At 62.3% G+C, this 18,422-nt stretch carries 15 protein-coding genes; 11 read left to right on the top strand and 4 right to left on the bottom strand.

What is annotated here, in order from left to right:
* Positions 1–87: 87 nt before the first annotated feature.
* From AC3A6F_RS23800 to AC3A6F_RS23780, 5 genes are all read left to right on the top strand, one after another.
* Positions 88–1,281: an efflux RND transporter periplasmic adaptor subunit gene (locus AC3A6F_RS23800; protein ID WP_487685914.1), complete on the top strand. Its 1,194-nt coding sequence runs from the start codon at positions 88–90 to the stop codon at positions 1,279–1,281.
* Positions 1,278–4,412 (top strand): efflux RND transporter permease subunit, encoded by a 3,135-nt coding sequence (locus AC3A6F_RS23795; RefSeq protein WP_487685911.1) that lies wholly within the window; start codon positions 1,278–1,280, stop codon positions 4,410–4,412. Before AC3A6F_RS23800 ends, AC3A6F_RS23795 begins: the two co-directional genes overlap by 4 nt.
* Before the next feature lie 206 nt (positions 4,413–4,618).
* Positions 4,619–5,560 carry a hypothetical protein gene (locus tag AC3A6F_RS23790; protein WP_487685908.1) on the top strand — a complete coding sequence of 314 codons (942 nt, stop codon included), beginning with the start codon at positions 4,619–4,621 and terminating at the stop codon, positions 5,558–5,560.
* A gap of 616 nt (positions 5,561–6,176) precedes the next feature.
* The gene (locus AC3A6F_RS23785; RefSeq protein ID WP_487686145.1) at positions 6,177–7,310 is read left to right on the top strand and encodes an acyltransferase family protein; all 1,134 of its coding nucleotides are present in this window, start codon (positions 6,177–6,179) and stop codon (positions 7,308–7,310) included.
* A 79-nt stretch (positions 7,311–7,389) separates the two neighbouring features.
* The gene (locus tag AC3A6F_RS23780; protein ID WP_487685905.1) at positions 7,390–8,544 is read left to right on the top strand and encodes an acyltransferase family protein; all 1,155 of its coding nucleotides are present in this window, start codon (positions 7,390–7,392) and stop codon (positions 8,542–8,544) included.
* A gap of 111 nt (positions 8,545–8,655) precedes the next feature.
* Here the strand turns inward: AC3A6F_RS23780 and hemB are convergent, their stop codons facing one another.
* Positions 8,656–9,663: a porphobilinogen synthase gene (gene hemB, locus AC3A6F_RS23775; RefSeq protein WP_487685901.1), complete on the bottom strand. Its 1,008-nt coding sequence runs from the start codon at positions 9,661–9,663 to the stop codon at positions 8,656–8,658.
* A gap of 19 nt (positions 9,664–9,682) precedes the next feature.
* On the bottom strand, positions 9,683–10,426 hold the full coding sequence (gene yihA / locus AC3A6F_RS23770; RefSeq protein WP_487685898.1) for a ribosome biogenesis GTP-binding protein YihA/YsxC: 744 nt from the start codon (positions 10,424–10,426) through the stop codon (positions 9,683–9,685).
* Positions 10,427–10,570: 144 nt separating this feature from the next.
* Here yihA and AC3A6F_RS23765 point away from each other — a divergent pair, with 144 nt between their 5' ends.
* The 5 genes from AC3A6F_RS23765 (at position 10,571) to AC3A6F_RS23745 (ending at position 16,334) form a co-directional block, all read left to right on the top strand.
* The gene (locus tag AC3A6F_RS23765; RefSeq protein WP_487685895.1) at positions 10,571–11,245 is read left to right on the top strand and encodes a c-type cytochrome; all 675 of its coding nucleotides are present in this window, start codon (positions 10,571–10,573) and stop codon (positions 11,243–11,245) included.
* Between the two features lie 120 nt (positions 11,246–11,365).
* A complete protein-coding gene (locus tag AC3A6F_RS23760; RefSeq protein ID WP_487685892.1) occupies positions 11,366–13,459 on the top strand; it encodes a cytochrome c biogenesis protein ResB in 2,094 nt (697 codons plus the stop codon).
* Between the two features lie 24 nt (positions 13,460–13,483).
* Complete coding sequence (gene ccsB, locus AC3A6F_RS23755) at positions 13,484–14,662, top strand: c-type cytochrome biogenesis protein CcsB (RefSeq protein ID WP_487685889.1); 1,179 nt, start codon at positions 13,484–13,486, stop codon at positions 14,660–14,662.
* Positions 14,663–14,730: 68 nt separating this feature from the next.
* Positions 14,731–15,711 carry a protein-methionine-sulfoxide reductase catalytic subunit MsrP gene (gene msrP / locus AC3A6F_RS23750; RefSeq protein ID WP_487685885.1) on the top strand — a complete coding sequence of 327 codons (981 nt, stop codon included), beginning with the start codon at positions 14,731–14,733 and terminating at the stop codon, positions 15,709–15,711.
* The gene (locus AC3A6F_RS23745) at positions 15,711–16,334 is read left to right on the top strand and encodes a protein-methionine-sulfoxide reductase heme-binding subunit MsrQ (RefSeq protein ID WP_487685882.1); all 624 of its coding nucleotides are present in this window, start codon (positions 15,711–15,713) and stop codon (positions 16,332–16,334) included. Before msrP ends, AC3A6F_RS23745 begins: the two co-directional genes overlap by 1 nt.
* A gap of 33 nt (positions 16,335–16,367) precedes the next feature.
* On the opposite strand, the gene lysA is transcribed toward AC3A6F_RS23745, so the two are convergent.
* Positions 16,368–17,645: a diaminopimelate decarboxylase gene (gene lysA, locus AC3A6F_RS23740; protein ID WP_487685879.1), complete on the bottom strand. Its 1,278-nt coding sequence runs from the start codon at positions 17,643–17,645 to the stop codon at positions 16,368–16,370.
* A complete protein-coding gene (lptM, locus tag AC3A6F_RS23735; protein WP_320473371.1) occupies positions 17,645–17,836 on the bottom strand; it encodes an LPS translocon maturation chaperone LptM in 192 nt (63 codons plus the stop codon). Before lptM ends, lysA begins: the two co-directional genes overlap by 1 nt.
* A gap of 41 nt (positions 17,837–17,877) precedes the next feature.
* Between lptM and cyaY the strand changes: the two genes are divergently transcribed.
* Positions 17,878–18,207, top strand: a complete 330-nt coding sequence (gene cyaY, locus AC3A6F_RS23730) for an iron donor protein CyaY (protein ID WP_487685876.1) — start codon at positions 17,878–17,880, stop codon at positions 18,205–18,207.
* Positions 18,208–18,422: the final 215 nt, after the last annotated feature.

Below are 18,422 nucleotides of genomic sequence, written 5' to 3'. Positions count from 1 at the left end.
ACAATGCGCCGCCCTCATTCCTGGGCGGACGGCAGGGCCACCACGATCAATGATGGAGTCGCCGACAACGGGCGGCAAGGGACGAGAATGAACAAGAAGAATGTCGGCGTCATCGCCGGAATCGCGGCGCTGGTCGTGGCTGGCGGCTGGTATCTGAACCAGGGCAACGATGCCAAGGCCGAGGGTGGAAGCCAGGGACCGGCAGGCGCGGGCGGCCCGCCGCCGGTGACCGTCAACGTGGTCGCGCCCGAACGGCGCGACGTCGGCGTCGAACTGTTCGCCAACGGCACCGTGACCCCAATGAAAACGGTCAACCTGCATCCGCAGACCGTCACCACGATCCGCCAGGTCCATATCCGCGAAGGCGACTTCGTCAAGGAAGGCCAGCTGATGTTCTCGCTCGACGACCGCGCCGACATGGCCAACGTCGCCCGCGCCGAAGCGCAAGTGGCGCGCGATTCGGCCACCTTGTCCGACCTCGAGCGTCAGTACAAGCGCAGCCAGGAACTGGTGGCCCAGAACTTCCTGGCCCAGAGCGCCCTCGACTCCCTGCTCAGCCAGGTCGAAGCCCAGCGCGCGCTGGTGCAGTCGAACCAGGCGGCGGCCCGCGCCACGCAAGTGAGCGCCAGCTACACCACGATCCGCGCGCCGATGACGGGCAGGGTCGGCGCCATCGACGTCCACCCGGGCGCCCTGGTGCAGATGAGCACCTCGCTGACCACCATCACCCAGCTCGATCCGATCAACGTCTCGTTCACCCTGCCGGAATCGACCCTCGGCGCGCTGCTGGCGGCCCAGAAACTTGGCAACGTCGAAGTCCGCGTAAACTCGGGCAACAGCGCGGGCAGCGGCGCCGACGATGCCGCGCAAGTCATCGGCCGCCTGAGCTTCATCGACAATGCCGTCGATCCGCAGGCCGGCACCATCCGCGTGAAGGGCGAGTTCGCCAACCGCGACACCAGCCTGTGGCCGGGCCAGTACGTGACCGCCAACGTGGTGGTGCAAACGCTCAAGAATGCCGTGGTGATCCCGCAGACCGCCATCATCACCGCGACCAACGGCACCTTCGTCTACGTGCTGGCAGAAGGCAACGCGGCGCGCCAGGTGCCGGTGCAGCGCGTGTACGCCTTCGGCGACCGCGCCGCCGTCACCGGCCTCAAGGGCGACGAACAGGTGATCACCGAAGGCAAGCAGAACCTGCGTCCGGGCGGCAAGGTGCGCCTGGCCGGGCAGGGCGCCAAGCCGGCCGCGCCGGCCCCTGAAAAGGGCGAGCAGGCATGAATCTGTCCGAACTGTGTATCCGCCGTCCGGTGATGGTGGTGCTGCTGTCGCTCAGCCTGGTGCTGGTCGGCATCCTGTCGTACATGCAGATCCCGGTCGCCGCACTGCCCAGCTATAACACGCCGGTCATCAACGTCTCGGCCAACCTGCCGGGCGCCAGCCCGGAGACGATGGCGTCCTCGGTGGCGCTGCCTCTCGAGAAGCAGTTCTCGACCATCGCCGGCATCAAGCTGATCACCTCGAGCAATACCCAGGGCGACACCAATATCACGCTCGAATTCGACAACGAGATCGATGTCGACAAGGCGGCGGTGGATGTCCAGGCGGCGCTGCTGGTGGCCCAGCGCCGCCTGCCGCTGGAAATGACCGAACTGCCGGCCTACCGCAAGGTCAACCCGGCCGACGCACCGATCCTGTTCATGCACCTGACCTCGCCGTCGATGGACTTGTCGGAGCTGAACGACTATGCCGAAAACCTGATCTCGCCGGCGATCTCGACCGTGCAGGGCGTGTCGCAGGTGTCGATCAACGGCGGCAAGCGTTTCGCCGTCCGCGTACGCGCCCGTTCCGACCTGATGAACGCGCGTAATATTTCGATGGACGAGCTGGCGGCCGCCCTGCGTGCGGCCAACTCGAACACCCCATTGGGCATCCTCGACGGGCCGACCCAGGCGCTGACGATCCAGGGCGGCGGCCAGCTGATGAAGGCGGCCGACTTCGCCAACCTGATCATCGCCACCCGCGATGGCCTTCCGGTGCGCTTGCGCGACATCGCCGAGGTACAGGACAGCTACCAGTCGGTCAAGGCCATGGGCAGCCTGAATGGCGAGCGCTCGATCTCGCTGATGGTGCAGCGCCAGCCGAATGCGAATACCGTGCAGGTGGTCGACGCGGTGCGCGCGCTGATCCCGCGCTTTGAAGGACAACTGCCGGCCTCGATCAAGATCGAACTCGTCAACGACCGCTCGCTGTCGATCCGCGAGGCGATCCACGACGTCAACCTGACCCTGGCCGGCACCGTGCTGCTGGTCATCCTGGTGATCTTCCTGTTCCTGCACCGCGCAGCCGCCACCTTCATCCCTGCCGTGACGGTGCCGATCTCGCTGCTGGGCGCACTGTCGCTGCTGTACTGGTTCGGCTACAGCCTGGATAACATCTCGCTGCTCGGCATCACGCTGGCGGTCGGCCTGGTGGTCGACGACGCGATCGTGGTGCTGGAAAACATCGTGCGCCATATGGAGATGGGCAAGAAGCCGATGGCCGCCGCCCTCATCGGCGCGCGCGAAGTGGGCTTCACCATCATCTCGATCTCGATCTCGCTGGTGGCGGTGTTCATCCCGATCTTCTTCATGCCGGGTGTGATCGGCCTGCTGTTCCGCGAATTCGCGGTCGTCGTCGGGCTGGCGGTGCTGGTCTCGGCCCTGGTCTCGCTGACCCTGGTGCCAATGCTGTGCTCGCGCCTGCTCAAGGATGGCGGCCACGTCGATCCGAAAGACATGTCGTGGATCGGCCGCCGCTTCGAAGCCGGTTTCACTCGTCTGCGTAATGGATATGGCCGCACGCTCGACCTGGCGCTGCGCTTCCGCTTCATCGTGCTCATGCTGGCGGCGGGCACCTTCGTGCTGACCGGCGTGCTGTATTCGACCATGCCGAAAGGCTTCTTCCCAGAAGAAGACATCGGCCAGATCCGCGTGATGGTCGAAGCCTCGGAAGACACCTCGTCGATGGCGCTGGCCGAGCTGCAGGGCAAGGTGGTCGACATCATCCGCGCCAATCCCTATGTGAAGGACACCACCTCGTTCAGCGGCGGCGGCAATACCGGCCGCATGTTCCTGGTCCTGAAAGACCGCGGCGAGCGTCCGCCGATGGACCTGGTGATCGACGACCTGCGCAAGGCCACCCGTGCGGTGCCGGGCGTGCAGGTCTTCATGTCGCCGCAACAGAACCTGCAGTTGGGCGGTCGCCAGAGCAAGGCGCGCTACCAGTACACCCTGCAGAGCGTGTCGGGCGGCGAGATCGGCGGCTGGGCCGAGCAATTCCTGGAAGGCATGCGCAAGGACGAGCGCTTCCGCGACGTCAACAGCGATTCGCAGAACAAGGCGCTGCAGGCAACCGTGGACATCGACCGCGACAAGGCGGCGCTGCTGGGCGTGGAAATGGACGATATCCGGACCGTGATGTACGCCTCCTTCGGCGAGCGCCAGGTCTCGACCATCTATTCCACGGCGGCCAGCTATTACGTGATCCTGGAAGCCGCCGCGAGCGACCGCTACTATGACGAAGCGCTGTCGCGGGTCTCGGTGCGTTCCAAGTCGGGCGAACTGGTCAAGCTGTCGAGCATCGCCAGCGTGCGCCGCACGGTCGGCCCGCTGCAGGTCAATCACCAGGGCCAACTGCAGGCGATCACCCTGTCGTTCAACCTGGCGCCGGGCGTGTCGCTGGGCGACGCCACCGCCCACATCGACGAGCTGGGACGCGAAATGAAGCTGCCGGCATCGGTCATCGCCACCTATGGCGGCGATGCCGCCGTGTTCCAGGACACGCAGTCGAGCCAGCTGATCCTGATCATCACGGCCATCGGCGTCATCTATGTGCTGCTGGGTGTGCTGTACGAGAGCTATATCCACCCGCTGACGATCCTGGCTGGCCTGCCATCGGCGGCCGTCGGCGCCCTGATCACCTTGTGGATTTTCGACAAGGACCTGACCCTGATCGCCATGATCGGCATCCTGATGCTGATCGGCATCGTCAAGAAGAACGCGATCATGATGATCGACTTCGCGCTCGATGCCCAGCGCAACCTGGGCATGAGCCCGCAAGAGGCGATCCGCGAGGCCTGCATCCTGCGCTTCCGCCCGATCCTGATGACGACCCTGGCGGCGCTGATGGGCGCGCTGCCGATCGCGCTGGGCATCGGCGCCGGCGCCGAGCTGCGCCAGCCGCTGGGCCTGGCGGTGTGCGGCGGCCTGATCTTCTCGCAAGTCATCACCCTGTACATCACCCCGGTGATCTACCTGTACCTGGACCGCTACAGCGGCACCGGCCCGATGACCGACGAGCAGATCGCCAAGGCGGACCAGGACCACGTGGCGCATCCGGCCTCATCGACCCATCCGGTGCACCCGGCGTAAGCCGAACCCCATGGCAGGCCCCTGCCGGCCGCCAGTATCGGATACATTATTGTTCCGATACTGGCGGCCGGAAACATTTGGTAACAACCATCAATGGATCGGATAGGGCGGCCGGGCGGCTAGCGTGATGCGGTTGCGCCGCAAAACGGTTAGACTGCGGCTCTCTGCCGTTTTTTTAGACGTAGCTACCAGGAAATTGATCCATCTTGCGTGACCATTCCCACACCTACGACCAGGACAGTGAAGTGTGTTCCCACTGCGGACAGCCATTGCCGCCCTCGGGGCCGCGCTATGGACTGGGGAAGAATTACGGGCGCAAGGGGCCGAGCCGCTTCGGCGTGGGCGGCACGATCGCGGTCCACCTGTTGCTGGTGCTGCTGTGGTTCTATGAGCCAAAGGAACCGGAGCAGCGCACGGCGCGCCCGGCCTCGGAAGACCAGGGCGATAGCCAGGTCGTCTATGTAGCGCCATTGCAGGAAACCTCACCCGTCGAGTCGGCGCCGAGCCCGACGCCGCGGCCGCTGCCGGCGCCGCCGGTGCCGCGCGTGGAACAGGAACGCATCATCGTCCAGCGCCTGCCGGACACCATCACGGTCCCCGACGAGCGCCCCGCGCCGCCGGCCCCGCCGCAACCGCAGCGCCAGCAGCCGCCCACCGAAGTGCCGCCCGACATGGACATGGCGGCCTACGTGAAGGCCCAGCGCGAGCGCCGCGGCGCGCCGACCGGCGCCGAAGTGCCGGCCCAGGAAAGCGACGCCGCGCGCGGCACCCGCAACGCGCTGGCGAACATCGCCGCCATCAACGGCCGCGGCACCGACGACAGCAACGAAACGGGCGGCATCTTCTCGGTGTCGAACAAGACTTTCAACACCATGGACCTCAAGTTCCGCGGCTGGAACCCGAGCTTCAAGCGGCGCTGGCTGACGGCGGTGACGGTAGAGCAGGGCAGCGAGCGCGATATCGAGACCGCGGTGATCAAGAAGATGATCGAGCTGATCCGGCGCGAGAAGAAGGGCGATTTCGAATGGGATTCGCACCGCCTGGGGCGTGTGGTGAAACTCAGCGCAAGGCCGCAGGATACCGATCAGCTGGTGGAATTCCTGTACAAGGAAATGTTTCCGGATTACAGGCCGGTGCCTGGCCGGTAACGCCAGGCGCCGGCTACGTGCCGGTTCATACCCGCCAGTCTTCTCTACATGGCGCCGCATCCGCGCGCGGCGACATCTCGGGCGCCATGACCGCGCCGCAATGCGTCACATGCCGTGGCGCCGACAATACCTTCCGCCAAGCGTGCACGCGATCGCGCGGATTGCCAGAACGCCATTCCCGTCCTTCGCTTGGCGCGCAGCCTGCGCCGGCTGCTGCCAGTGTTCGCCATTGTGTCCTCTGACCCAATCTCATCGATTGGAAAATCGCCAATCGGGCGTCTTTCCCAGACCTGCCGTGCATCCTGTCAGCCTGAGCGTCATCTATCTTTGTTGTACAGAGAATACAAAGAGCCAAGCTATTCATTGTAAATATTGTGTCGCAAAAACGGATAAAAGCCGGAGCGGCTGGGAGAAATGCGCCTTCTCTTGTGGGCATAGTCTTCTACCCGTATCAATAGTGGCGAATTTAACATTTTGCAAAATTACCGAACGGGAATTATTTAAAAAATTTTAAAAGCATCATTGTCGTACCGTTAAGAATAATATGGGATTACAATTCTGAAAAAGATCGGTCGAAGTCGCCAATCCAGTGCGATGGACCGATGATGTCCTGGTGATGTCGTTTCTCTTTCAAATTAATCTCATGCAGGTTATTCCTCGACATCGCAGCATACCTCCCGGCCTGTCGGTGTATCTGGACGTCGTCCGTCTGGGCGCTGCCGTGATTGTGCTTCTTGCACATCTCTGGCCGATATTATTTCCCGCGTTACCGAATTACTGGCCCGGCCATTCGGCCGTCGTCGTCTTTTTCGTTTTATCAGGATTCGTTATTTCCCATGCGGCACGGCCCGGCCTTGGCCTGCGCACGTATATCCTTCATCGGGTTGTACGAATTTATCCGGTGCTGATCGCGGCGGCCCTGTTATCCTTTGTGATTGCCTTGCTCGTTCCAGCGAATATCATGGGATATGGAAGTTCGCGAGGATCTGATTGGCAGGACATTGGTCTGAATCTGCTATTCCTTGGGCAGTCGTGGATGGATGTGCCCATGCCCTATGTCGGAACGGTCTGGTCGCTGAACTACGAAGTGTGGTATTACGTCCTGTTTGGTATCTGGTGCTATTACCCGAACAGATTACTGCTCATCTGCGCCATGCTGGTTGCCGGCCCCAAGATCCTGTTGCTCATGCCCGTATGGCTAACAGGCGTGCTGTTGCATCGATGGATGATTCCACTGAAGCCCATGCAGGCACTGTGCTTGTTTCTCGTATCGGCGCTTGCGGGGTTGTTATTCCTATGGAAAGGCGCCGGGATAGCGATTCGTGAATTGATGCGAGGGATCGTGCCGGAACTGGTCGAGTCGGCCCAAGGATCGAACCAATTCGTTGGCGACTTCCTATTGGGTATGATCGTTGCGTTGCATTTCCTGGCAGCCGCCTCACTGAAGCATGTTCTGCTTTTGAAATGCAGGCGCCTGATTCAATACCTGGCCAGCCTGACGTTTTCCTTATACCTGTTTCATTTGCCGCTGACTGTATTGATCTGGAACGGTTTGCAGGTTCGGTCATTGGTGACGTTCCTTGCCTTGCTGTTGGGGGGCGTGTGGACATTGGGAGTGCTGACCGAGCGGCGTACGACATGGTACCGGTCCTTGTTGAGCGGAGTATTGCGCCCAAGAACTTCTTCCCTTGGCGGGGCCTCAATATCGCTCGAGTCTCCGGCCATAGAATTGAAATCAGCAGCCAACTGATGAGAGCACGCTCCGCGTCATCTCTTGTCGATCAAACATCTCCTATTTAACCGTATTTCAGACCGGCGCTTGGGACAACATGATGACGCGATCGCTTTCCTTGTATTTGGACCTGCTGCGCCTGCTCGCTGCACTGGCAGTCTATCTCTTTCATGTCAGTTATTTCGCGAAAGTGCGCATTCCCTTGATCGGCAATCTGGGCAGCGAAGCCGTCATTGTTTTCTTTGTCCTGTCGGGTTTCCTGGTAACCGCGGCAGGCATGCGGCAGCCGAATCTGGAAAGATTCGCCCAGTCCCGCTTGTCCAGGTTATGGTCTGTATGCCTGCCGGCGCTGTTGCTGACATTGATGGTCGATCTGGCAGGGCAGTACATCTCGCTGTCGTCCTATCATCCGATGCAACCGTATTCCTTGTTCAAATGGGTTGCCTCTATGGCGATCAATGCGCTGTTCCTGAACCAGATCTGGAACTTGAATATATACCCGGGCACCAATGGACCTTTCTGGTCGCTATCGTATGAATTCTGGTACTACATGATTTTTGCGGCATGTTTCTATTGCCGGGGAGGCAGGCGCGTCATTGCAGTGATACTTGCCGCCTTGATCGCCGGACCGTCCATTCTGGGGGCGTTTCCTATCTGGCTCCTGGGTGCGTATATCTACCTTGCGTTGCGACGCGGAGATGGAGCAGGAAAACGTATAGGATGGATACTCTGGGTGAGCTCGTTTTTTGCGGCTTATGCTTATTGGCAATTCGAGTTGAATTCGATGCTGAGAGAGGCATTCCCAGAACTTGCTGCAAGCGCGCAATGGGGGGTAAATTTCTGGCCCACCAGCTATCTAATAGGCCTGATGGTCGCGGCAAACATATACGGCTTTGCGCTGATGAAAGAAACGTTTCTACCTCTGCTCGATAAAATCTCTGGAGTGATTCGTGTAGGCGCGGGCCTCAGTTTTGGACTATATCTGTTCCACTATCCGCTCATGTATTTTTTCAAGGCATTACTGCATAGTAGTGGCGTGACTGGCGGCCACCAGTTTATTATCGCTATGTATGCCTTACCATTCCTTGCCTCCGTAGTGCTGGCGTTTTATGCGGAAAAGCACAAGGATGTGACGGCATGCGCCCTGGAAAGCGCTTGGGCGTCGCTGCGCGGACGGTTCAGGAAAGTTACGATAAAAAATCCGGATCCCTTCAGCGACATCCTGCCGGTCTCAGAAAAGACGAATACCTGAAGCACCGTTGATCAGGCGATCCCGTGCGCTAGGTCTAGGTGGTTGCGTTGGCGAGGTGGCCGCCAACGCATCGGGTCTGCACTTCGCCAGCTGCAGTCAACTGCGGCGCGATCAACCCGCCTTCAGCTTGCGCGCGATATCGAGCGCGAAATAAGTCAGCACGCCATCGGCGCCGGCGCGCTTGAACGCCATCATCGATTCCATCATGACCTTGTCGTGATCGAGCCAGCCATTCTGCGCCGCTGCCTTGAGCATCGCGTACTCGCCGCTGACCTGGTAGGCGAAGGTCGGCACCTTGAACTCGTCTTTCACACGGCGCACGATGTCCAGGTAGGGCATGCCCGGCTTGACCATCACCATGTCGGCGCCTTCGGCCAGGTCGAGCGCCACTTCGCGCAGGGCCTCGTCGCTATTGGCCGGATCCATCTGGTAGGTGTTCTTGTCGGCCTTGCCCAGGTTGGCGCTGGAACCCACGGCGTCGCGGAACGGGCCGTAGAAGGCGGAGGCGTACTTGGCCGAATAGGCCATGATGCGGGTGTGGATGTGGCCTTGCGCCTCGAAGGCGTTGCGGATGGCGCCGATGCGGCCGTCCATCATGTCCGACGGCGCCACGATGTCCACGCCGGCCTCGGCGTGGGTGAGCGCCTGCTTGACCAGCATCTCGATCGTCTTTTCGTTGACGATGTAGCCGTTTTCGTCAGGCAGGCCGTCCTGGCCGTGGGTCGTATACGGGTCGAGCGCGACGTCGGTGATGACGCCCAGTTCCGGGAAGTTCTTCTTCAGTTCGCGTACCACGCGCGGCACCAGTCCGTCCGGGTTGGTCGCCTCGATGCCGTCATAGGTCTTGACCAACTGGTCGACCAGCGGGAACAGGGCCATGGCCGGGATGCCGAGTGCAACGCATTCTTCGGCGACCTTGAGCAGCAGGTCGAGCGAGACGCGTTCGACGCCCGGCATCGACGCCACTTGCTGGCGCTGGTTCTGGCCTTCGAGCACGAACACCGGGTAGATCAGGTCGGCGGAAGTGATGGTGTTTTCGCGCATCATGGCGCGCGAGAACGGGTCGCGGCGCATGCGGCGCGGGCGGGCCGCCGGATAGGCGGAGGTGATGATGGTCATGTCAACAGTCCTTGCTAGATCAGGCGGAAGGATTATCGTCGTCCGCCGACGGCGCAGCACTTTCTTCGTTGCCGATATCGTCTCCTGCTTCTTCCTCTTCCGAGCTCAGCCCGGCCAATTCCAGGATCTTGGCGTCCGCTTCCTCGATGCCGATGCGCTTGAGCGCCGAGAACAGTTGCACCGTGAACGGGAAGCCATTGCCATCCTCGTCGACATAGCTGTCGAGCACGGCGCGTGCTTCGCGCAGGGCATTGGTCGACTCGTTGCGGTTGAGCTTGTCGGCCTTGGTCAGGATGCAGTGGATCGGCTTGCCGGTCGGGGCGAACCATTCCAGCATCTGGACGTCGAGGTCGGTGAACGGACGGCGCGAATCCATGATCAGGATGAGCGCCGCCAACTGGTCGCGGCGCTGGACGTAGTCGCCCAGCAGCTTTTGCCAGTGCAGCTTGGCGGTGCCCGAGACTTCGGCATAGCCATAGCCCGGCAGGTCGACCAGCAGCGCTTCGATCTCGTCGACCCGGACCGCATCCTTGCGGTGCTGGCCCACGTGGGCGCCGCCGATCGAGAAGTAATTGATGTGCTGGGTACGGCCAGGCGTCTTGGAAGCGAACGCCAGACCCTTCTGGTTGGTCAGGATATTGATCGCTGTGGATTTGCCGGCGTTCGAGCGCCCGGCGAAGGCGATTTCCGGTACTTGCGTGCCTGGTAAATCGCGCAACTGGTTAACGGTCGTGAAGAACCGGGCTTGCCATAATCTGGACATTGGGGAGAGGGATTAAGGGCCATGAAATGGCGTTGGGGAAACAAAGCTATTGTACAATAAGGGGTTGATTGCTGCTCCGCCCATCGGCGGGTAGATCAAGCCGCTGCACTGAACTTTCAATCTTGACTTTATAAGGTGCCAGTTATGAATCGGTTGACGTCCCCCTTGCTCAAAACACTGTTGGTCACTTCGCTGACTGTCTTTGGGGGACTACCGGCGGCGATGGCGGCGTCCGCCGCAACCGCGCCAGCGGTCAAAGCCGATCCAGCCAAGGGCGGCGCCCTGTACGAAGCGGGCGACGCCGCACGCGGCCTGCCGTCCTGCCTGTCCTGCCACGGCGCGGCCGGCAATTCGTCGATCGCGATCAATCCGAAACTGTCTGGGCAGTTCGCGACGTATACACACAAGCAGCTGGTCGACTTCACGACCGCACACCGCCAGCAGCCCATCATGACGACCTATGCCAAGATGCTGACGGAGCAGGAGAAGAAGGATATCGCAGCCTGGCTCGCGACGCAGGCGCACAAGCCTGGCGCGGCGAAAAATAAAGAGACCGTGGAACTGGGTCGCAAGATCTACCGCGGCGGTATCGCGGAAAAGGGCGTGGCGGCCTGCGCCAGCTGTCACGGCGCCACCGCCAACGGCATCCCGGCGCAATACCCGCGCCTGGCCGGCCAGCACCAGGATTACACCACTGCCCAGCTGGAAGCATTCAAGACCGGCAGCCGCGCCAACAGCCCGCAGATGACGGTGCTGTCGCAACGGATGTCGCCGGAAGAGATGCGTGCAGTGGCAGACTATATCGCCGGCTTGCGCTAAAAGTGTCGTTTTAGCGCTACGCATGAGCATGAGATGAACGGAAGAGGGCGGCAGCGTCGAGCTGACGCCCTTTTTTCCACGCGCAGGCCCCGCCTCGGCGCAGGATGAAAGTTGTAGAGCATGAGTACCACCGGAATTGAACTGAATACCCGCCGCCGCTGGCTGGCCGACGCGGTCGAGCTGATCTCGTCGATGCGCTTCGCGATCAGCCTGCTCACCATCATCTCCATCGCCTCCGTCATTGGCACCGTGCTCAAGCAGAACGAGCCGATGCCCAATTACGTGAACCAGTTCGGGCCGTTCTGGTTCGAGATCTTCGACAGGCTCGGCCTGTACAACGTCTATTCGAGCTGGTGGTTCCTGGTCATCCTGGTGGTGCTGATCGTCTCGACCGGGCTGTGCGTGGTGCGCAACACGCCGAAGATGCTGCGCGATATGCGCAGCTGGCGCGAAAACGTGCGTGTCGATTCGCTGCGCAATTTCCACCACAAGGCTGAATGGCAGGCGCCGCTGGCGCGCGCCGGGCTGGCCGAGCAAAGCGCGCTGCGCCTGCGCCACGCCGGCTATGCCACCAGGATCGTGGAAAAAGACCAGGCCATCCTGGTGTCGGCCAAGAAGGGCGCCGGCAACAAATTCGGTTATATCTTCGCCCATTCCTCGATCATCGTGATCTTGCTGGGCGGCATGCTGGATTCGGAACTCCCCGTGCGCGTCCAGCAATGGTTCTTCGGCAAGACTCCCTTCACCGGCAGCGGCGTGATCGCCGAGATCCCGGCCCAGCATCGCCTGGGCACCGGCAATCCCAGCTTCCGTGGCAATACCGCGATCGCCGAGGGCCAGACCAGCCATACCGCGATCCTGAACCAGCCGTCCGGCGTGCTGGTGCAGGAATTGCCGTTCGGGATCGAGCTCAAGAAATTCCACATCGAGTTCTATTCAACCGGCATGCCCAAGCTGTTCGCCAGCGACGTCGTGGTGCACGACCTGGAAAACGGCCACAAATTCGAGTCGACCATCAAGGTCAACCATCCGCTGATCTACAAGGGCATCGCCGTCTACCAGTCGAGCTTTGACGATGGCGGCAGCAAGCTCAGGCTGACCGGCTTTCCGATGACGGGCGCCAGCGCGGCCAGCTTCCCGATCGAAGGCGACGTCAATGGCGCCACCGAGCTCAAGTTCGGTAAGGATACCTATGCCGTCGAGTGGTCGGGCTTCCGCCCCTTCAACGTCGAGAATGTCGCCCAGGGCAACGATGCACGCGCGGTGGGCAAGAACACCGGCTTCAATGCGCAGTTGTCGGCCACGCTGGGCAAGGCCTCCGGCGCGGCGGCCGACCCGGACGCCAACAAGGACCTGAAAAACGTCGGCCCGAGCGTGCAATACAAGCTGCGCGACCACACGGGCCAGGCGCGCGAGTACATGAACTACATGCAGCCGCTGACCCTCGAAGGCGCCCAGGTCTACCTGGCCGGCGTGCGTTCGAACCCGTCCGAGAACTTCAGCTTCCTGCGCATCCCGTCCGACGAGCGCTACGGCGTGGGCGACTGGATGCGCCTGCGCGCGGCGCTGTCCGACCCGGCCGCGCGCCAGGAGGCGGCCGCCCGCTACGCCAGCCGCGCGCTGAGCGAGCAGCAGCGCGGCGGCGGCGCGTTGGCCAGCCAGCTGAAGGATTCGGCCGCGCGCACGCTCGACATCTTCGCCGGCGGCGACGGCCGCGGCGGTTTCGTCGGCGTGGCCCGCTTTTTGGAACAGATCCCGCAGGCCGAGCAGGAAAAGGCGGCCGCCATCTTCATGAAGATGCTCAACGGCGCGCTGTGGGAGCTGTGGCAGGTGGCGCGCGAGAAGAACGGCGACGCCGCGGCCAAGCCGACCGACGCGAACGGCCGCTTCCTGCAACTGGCCACCAATGCCTTGTCGGACAGCTTCCTGTACGGCGCCCCGGTGTATTTGCAGCTGGACGATTTCACCGAAATAAAGGCTTCGGTGCTGCAGATGACGCGTTCGCCAGGCAAGAATGTGGTTTACTTCGGCTGCCTGCTGCTCACGCTGGGCGTGTTCGCGATGTTCTATATCCGCGAGCGCCGCGTCTGGATCTGGGTGCGCGACGTAGATGGAGGTGCCGAGGCACTGATGGCGATGAGCACCCAGCGCAAGACGCTCGATTTCGAGCGTGAATACGACGAATTGTCGGTCAAGCTGCCGCAACCGGCGTAAGCTGGCGACGATCTGGAGAAAATGATGGAACTGTCCCAAACGAAAAACAGCGCCCCGACGCGCTCGACCGACAAATACCAGGAAAAGGTCGGCTACTTCCGCCGCCTGACCGCGGCCGACTGGCTGTACGGCATCGCGCTGCTGGCCGCGGCCCTGTACGCGCAAATCCAGTACGGCCATTTCATGGACATCTACGAAGAAGCGATTCTGATCTGTGCCGCGCCGGTATTCGCGGCGCTGGGCTGGTACTGGAAGCCGATGCGCTGGCTGTTCCCGCTGGTCGGCGTGCTGTCGCTGGGCGCGATCTCGATGTACGACGGCAACCTGGCGGCGGCCGAGCAGAAATTCTTCCTGAAATACATGCTGTCGAGCGGTTCGGCCATCCTGTGGATGAGCGCGCTGTTCATGTTCTCGACCGTGTTCTACTGGGTCGGCCTGTTCAGCCGCGGCAAGTTCGGCGGCAGCGTCGGCGCCAACCTGTGCTGGGCCGCGATCGTGATCGGCTCGGTCGGCATGATGGTGCGCTGGTACGAAAGCTATCTGATCGGGCCGGACGTGGGCCACATCCCGGTGTCGAACCTGTACGAAGTGTTCATCCTGTTCGCGATCATCACCGCGATGTTCCACCTGTACTACGAAGAACACTACGCCACCCGCCAGCTGGGCCCGTTCGTGATGCTGATCATCGCCGCCGCGGTCGCCTTCCTGCTGTGGTACACGGTCTCGCGCGACGCCGCCCAGATCCAGCCGCTGGTCCCGGCGCTGCAGAGCTGGTGGATGAAGATCCACGTTCCGGCCAACTTCATCGGCTACGGCACTTTCGCCCTGGCGGCGATGGTCGGCAGCGCCTATTTGTTGAAATCGCACGGCATCCTGGCCGACCGCCTGCCTTCATTCGAGGTGCTCGATGACGTGATGTACAAGTCGATCTCGATCGGCTTTGCCTTCTTCACCGTCGCCACCATCCTGGGCGCACTGTGGGCGGCCGAGGCCTGGGGCGGCTACTGGTCGTGGGATCCGAAAGAGACCTGGGCCCTGATCGTCTGGCTCAACTACGCGGCCTGGCTGCACATGCGCCTCATGACCGGCCTGCGCGGCCGCGTGGCGGCCTGGTGGGCGGTGGTGGGCTTGCTGGTGACCACCTTCGCCTTCCTGGGTGTGAACATGTTCCTGTCGGGGCTGCACTCCTACGGCGAGCTGTAAAGCACCCTAACGCTGGCTTAAGGGAACTTGGTGTAATGTAAGCACAACACCAGTTCCCGAGGCCAGCCATGCTGTTCAAACGTCATCCCAACGGACTCGATCTTCCGTTCCCATCCGAAATCACGCCGCAAGAAGTCTATACCGGGCGGCGCCAGTTCATCGCCCGCATGGCGGCCACGGCGGCAGTCGGCGGCGGCGTGTGGGAGATGGCCAACCGCGAAGCCTTTGCCCAGGCCTCCCCCGCCCAGAAGCTGGCGGCGCGCGCCAACGTGGCGCTGTCCACCGACGAGAAACAGACCCCGTTCAAGGACGCCGCCGGCTACAACAATTTCTATGAGTTCGGCCTCGACAAGGACGACCCGGCCAAGAACGCGCATACGCTGGTCACACGCCCCTGGACCGTGCGCATCGAGGGCGAGGTCAACAAGCCGCTCACGCTCGACCTCGACGGCCTGCTCAAGCTGGCCCCGCTCGAGGAACGCATCTACCGCCTGCGCTGCGTCGAAGGCTGGTCGATGGTCATTCCCTGGATCGGCTATTCGCTGTCGAACCTGCTCAAGCAGGTCGAGCCGACCGGCAACGCCAAGTTCGTCGAATTCACCACCCTGGCCGACCGCAAGCAGATGCCGGGCCTGCGCAGCGGCGTGCTCGACTGGCCATATGTCGAAGGCTTGCGCATCGACGAAGCCATGCATCCGCTCACCCTCCTGGGCATGGGCATGTACGGCCAGGTGCTGCCGAACCAGAACGGCGCGCCGGTGCGCCTCGTCGTACCCTGGAAATACGGTTTCAAGTCGGCCAAGTCGATCGTGCGCATCCGCCTGACGAGTCGCCAGCCGCGCACCGCCTGGAACGATTCGGCGCCGCGCGAATACGGCTTCTATTCCAACGTGAACCCGAACGTCGACCACCCGCGCTGGTCGCAGGCGAGCGAACGGCGCATCGGCGAGACCGGCCTGTTCCAGCCGAAGAAGAAAACCCTGATGTTCAATGGTTATGACCAGGTTGCTTCGCTGTACACCGGCATGGACTTGAAGCGCTATTACTGATGGCGCTGCAGTTGACGAACAAGCAGGTCGGATGGGTCAAGGTCGCCATCTTCGTGCTGGCGCTGCTGCCCTTCGCGCGCCTGGTATGGGGGACGGCGACCGGCGCCTTCACCGATCCGCTGGCGGAAATCACCAAGATCAGCGGCGAGTGGGCGCTGTACTTCCTGTGCATCACGCTGGCGGTCACGCCGCTGCGGCGCCTGACGGGCTGGAACTGGCTGGTCAAATTGCGGCGCATGGTCGGGCTGTTCACCTTCTTCTATGCGCTGATCCACTTCATCGCCTTCCTGTGGTTCGACCATTTCTTCGACGTTGCGGCGATGCTGGCCGATGTCGTGAAACGGCCGTTCATCCTGGTCGGCTTCATCGCCTTCGTGCTGCTGATCCCGCTGGCGGCCACGTCGACCAATGCGATGATCAGGCGCCTGGGCGGCAAGCGCTGGCAATGGCTGCACCGGCTGATCTACGCGATCGGCCCGCTGGCGATCCTGCACTACTGGTGGATGAAAGAGGGCAAGAGCGATTTCGCGCAGCCCATCCTGTTCGGCGCCATCGTGGCTGTGCTGCTGGCGCTGCGGGTGTTCTGGCATTTCAGGCGCAAACCGCAAGCCGTGCGCGCCTAAGATTGAAAAGGCCCGCATTGCGCGGGCCTGTTTTTACTTGATCATGGTTTCGAGTGCGAACACCTCGGACGGCGTCTCGCGCCGGCGCACCAGGTGGGTGACATCGCCATCGACGATTACCTCGGCCGCGCGGCCGCGGGTGTTGTAGTTCGACGCCATCGTCATGCCATAGGCGCCGGCCGTCATGATGGCCAGCAGGTCGCCCTGTTCAAGCGCCAGTTCGCGTTCGCGCGCCAGCCAGTCGCCCGACTCGCACACCGGACCGACGATGTCCCACACCAGCTTTTCGCCGTCGCGCGGGGTCACCGGCTGCACGCCCATCCAGGCCTGGTACAGGGTAGGGCGCATCAGGTCGTTCATCGCGGCGTCGACGATGCAGAAGTTCTTTTCGGCGCCGGGTTTCAGGAATTCGGTCTTCGTCAGCAGCACGCCGGCATTGGCCACGATCGAGCGGCCCGGCTCGAAGATCACCTTGACCGGCTGCCCGCCGTGCTTCTCGGCGCGCCAGGCGTCGATGCGCGCGAACAGTCGGCCCAGATAGTCGCCCACCGGCACCGGCGGCTTGTCGCCGGCCACGCCGTAGTCGACGCCGATGCCGCCGCCGATGTCCAGGTGGTGCAGGCGGATGCCCTCGGCGTGCAGGGCGTCGATCAGCTCGATCAGTTTATCGAGGGCTTCGAGCAGCGGGGCGTCGTCCAGCAGTTGCGAGCCGATATGGCAGTCGATGCCGACCACGTCCAGGTGCGGCAGGCTGGCGGCGGTGCGGTAGGTGTCCAGCGCATCGGCGAAGGCCACGCCGAACTTGTTGGCCTTCAGGCCGGTCGCAATATACGGGTGGGTCTTGGCGTCGACGTTCGGGTTCACGCGCAGCGAGACCGGGGCTCGCATGCCGAGCTTGCCGGCGACCTCGTTCAGGCGGTGCAACTCGGGGATCGATTCGACGTTGAAGCACAAAATGCCTTTTTCCAGCGCAAGCTGCATCTCGTCGACGGTCTTGCCGACGCCCGAGAAAATGGTCTTGCCCGGATCGCCGCCGGCCGCAATCACGCGCAGCAGTTCGCCGCCCGAGACGATGTCGAAACCCGCGCCCTGGCGCGCCAGCAGGTCGAGCACGGCCAGGTTCGAGTTGGCCTTCATCGCGTAGCAGACCAGGGCGTCGCGGCCCTGGCAGGCGTCGTGGTAGGCGGCAAAGTTGTCGAGCAGGGCGGCTTTCGAATAGACGTAGGTCGGCGTGCCAAATTGTTCCGCGATGGCGGACAGCGAAACGTTTTCGGCGTGCAGGACGCCGTCTTGGTGCGAAAAATAGGACATTAGCGGTGCGGGGCGGGCGTGGAGGCGTTGTTCGAAGGGACTGGCTGGGGTAGCTGGTCGACCGGGGCCGCGGGCGGCGCCGATGCGGGCCTGGCGGGCGGCGTCGGCATGTACAGGTCGCCGGTCTGGCCGCAGCCCGACAGGGCGGCAAGCAAAACAGCGGCCGGGAGAAGCGCAAGAGAGGACTTCACGATTAGAATCACGGTTTGATTAGCAGATTTTGGAGTGTAGCATGACCGAAACCGAATTTTTGGACCTTGCCGACCTGACCCTCAAGCAGATCGAGGAAGCCTTCGACCGCCTGAACGACGAGGACGTGATCGACGTCGAATGCAAGCGCAGCGGCAACGTGCTGGAGATCGAGTTCATCGACAACGGGTCCAAGATCATCGTCAACAGCCAGGCGCCGTTGCAAGAGATGTGGGTGGCGGCGCGCTCGGGCGGCTACCACTACAAGCGCGTGGGCGACGAATGGCGCAATACGCGGGATGACAGCGAGTTCTTCGTGTCGCTGTCGAAGTATGCGGGCGAGCAGGGCGGGGCGCAGGTTTCTCTGGTTTGATCTGATGCCGCGCTCCCGCGGTGTCACCATTTTCGTTACCCTCAAAACGTCGTCCCCGCGAAGGCGGGGACCCAAGTTTGCCTGCATACCACTTACTTCAAACGTAGCGGCAGAGCGGATGACTTGGGTCCCCGCCTTTGATGTGACCCCTTGAAGTGAGACTCCACTTCAAGGGGTCTTATGAAGTACGACGAGCAGTTCAAATTTTCAGCCGT

Source organism: Massilia sp. Soil_C_3 (genome assembly GCF_057657035.1).
The sequence above is the reverse complement of the archived record's forward strand: the minus strand, read 5'-3'. Positions and strand labels throughout refer to the sequence as shown.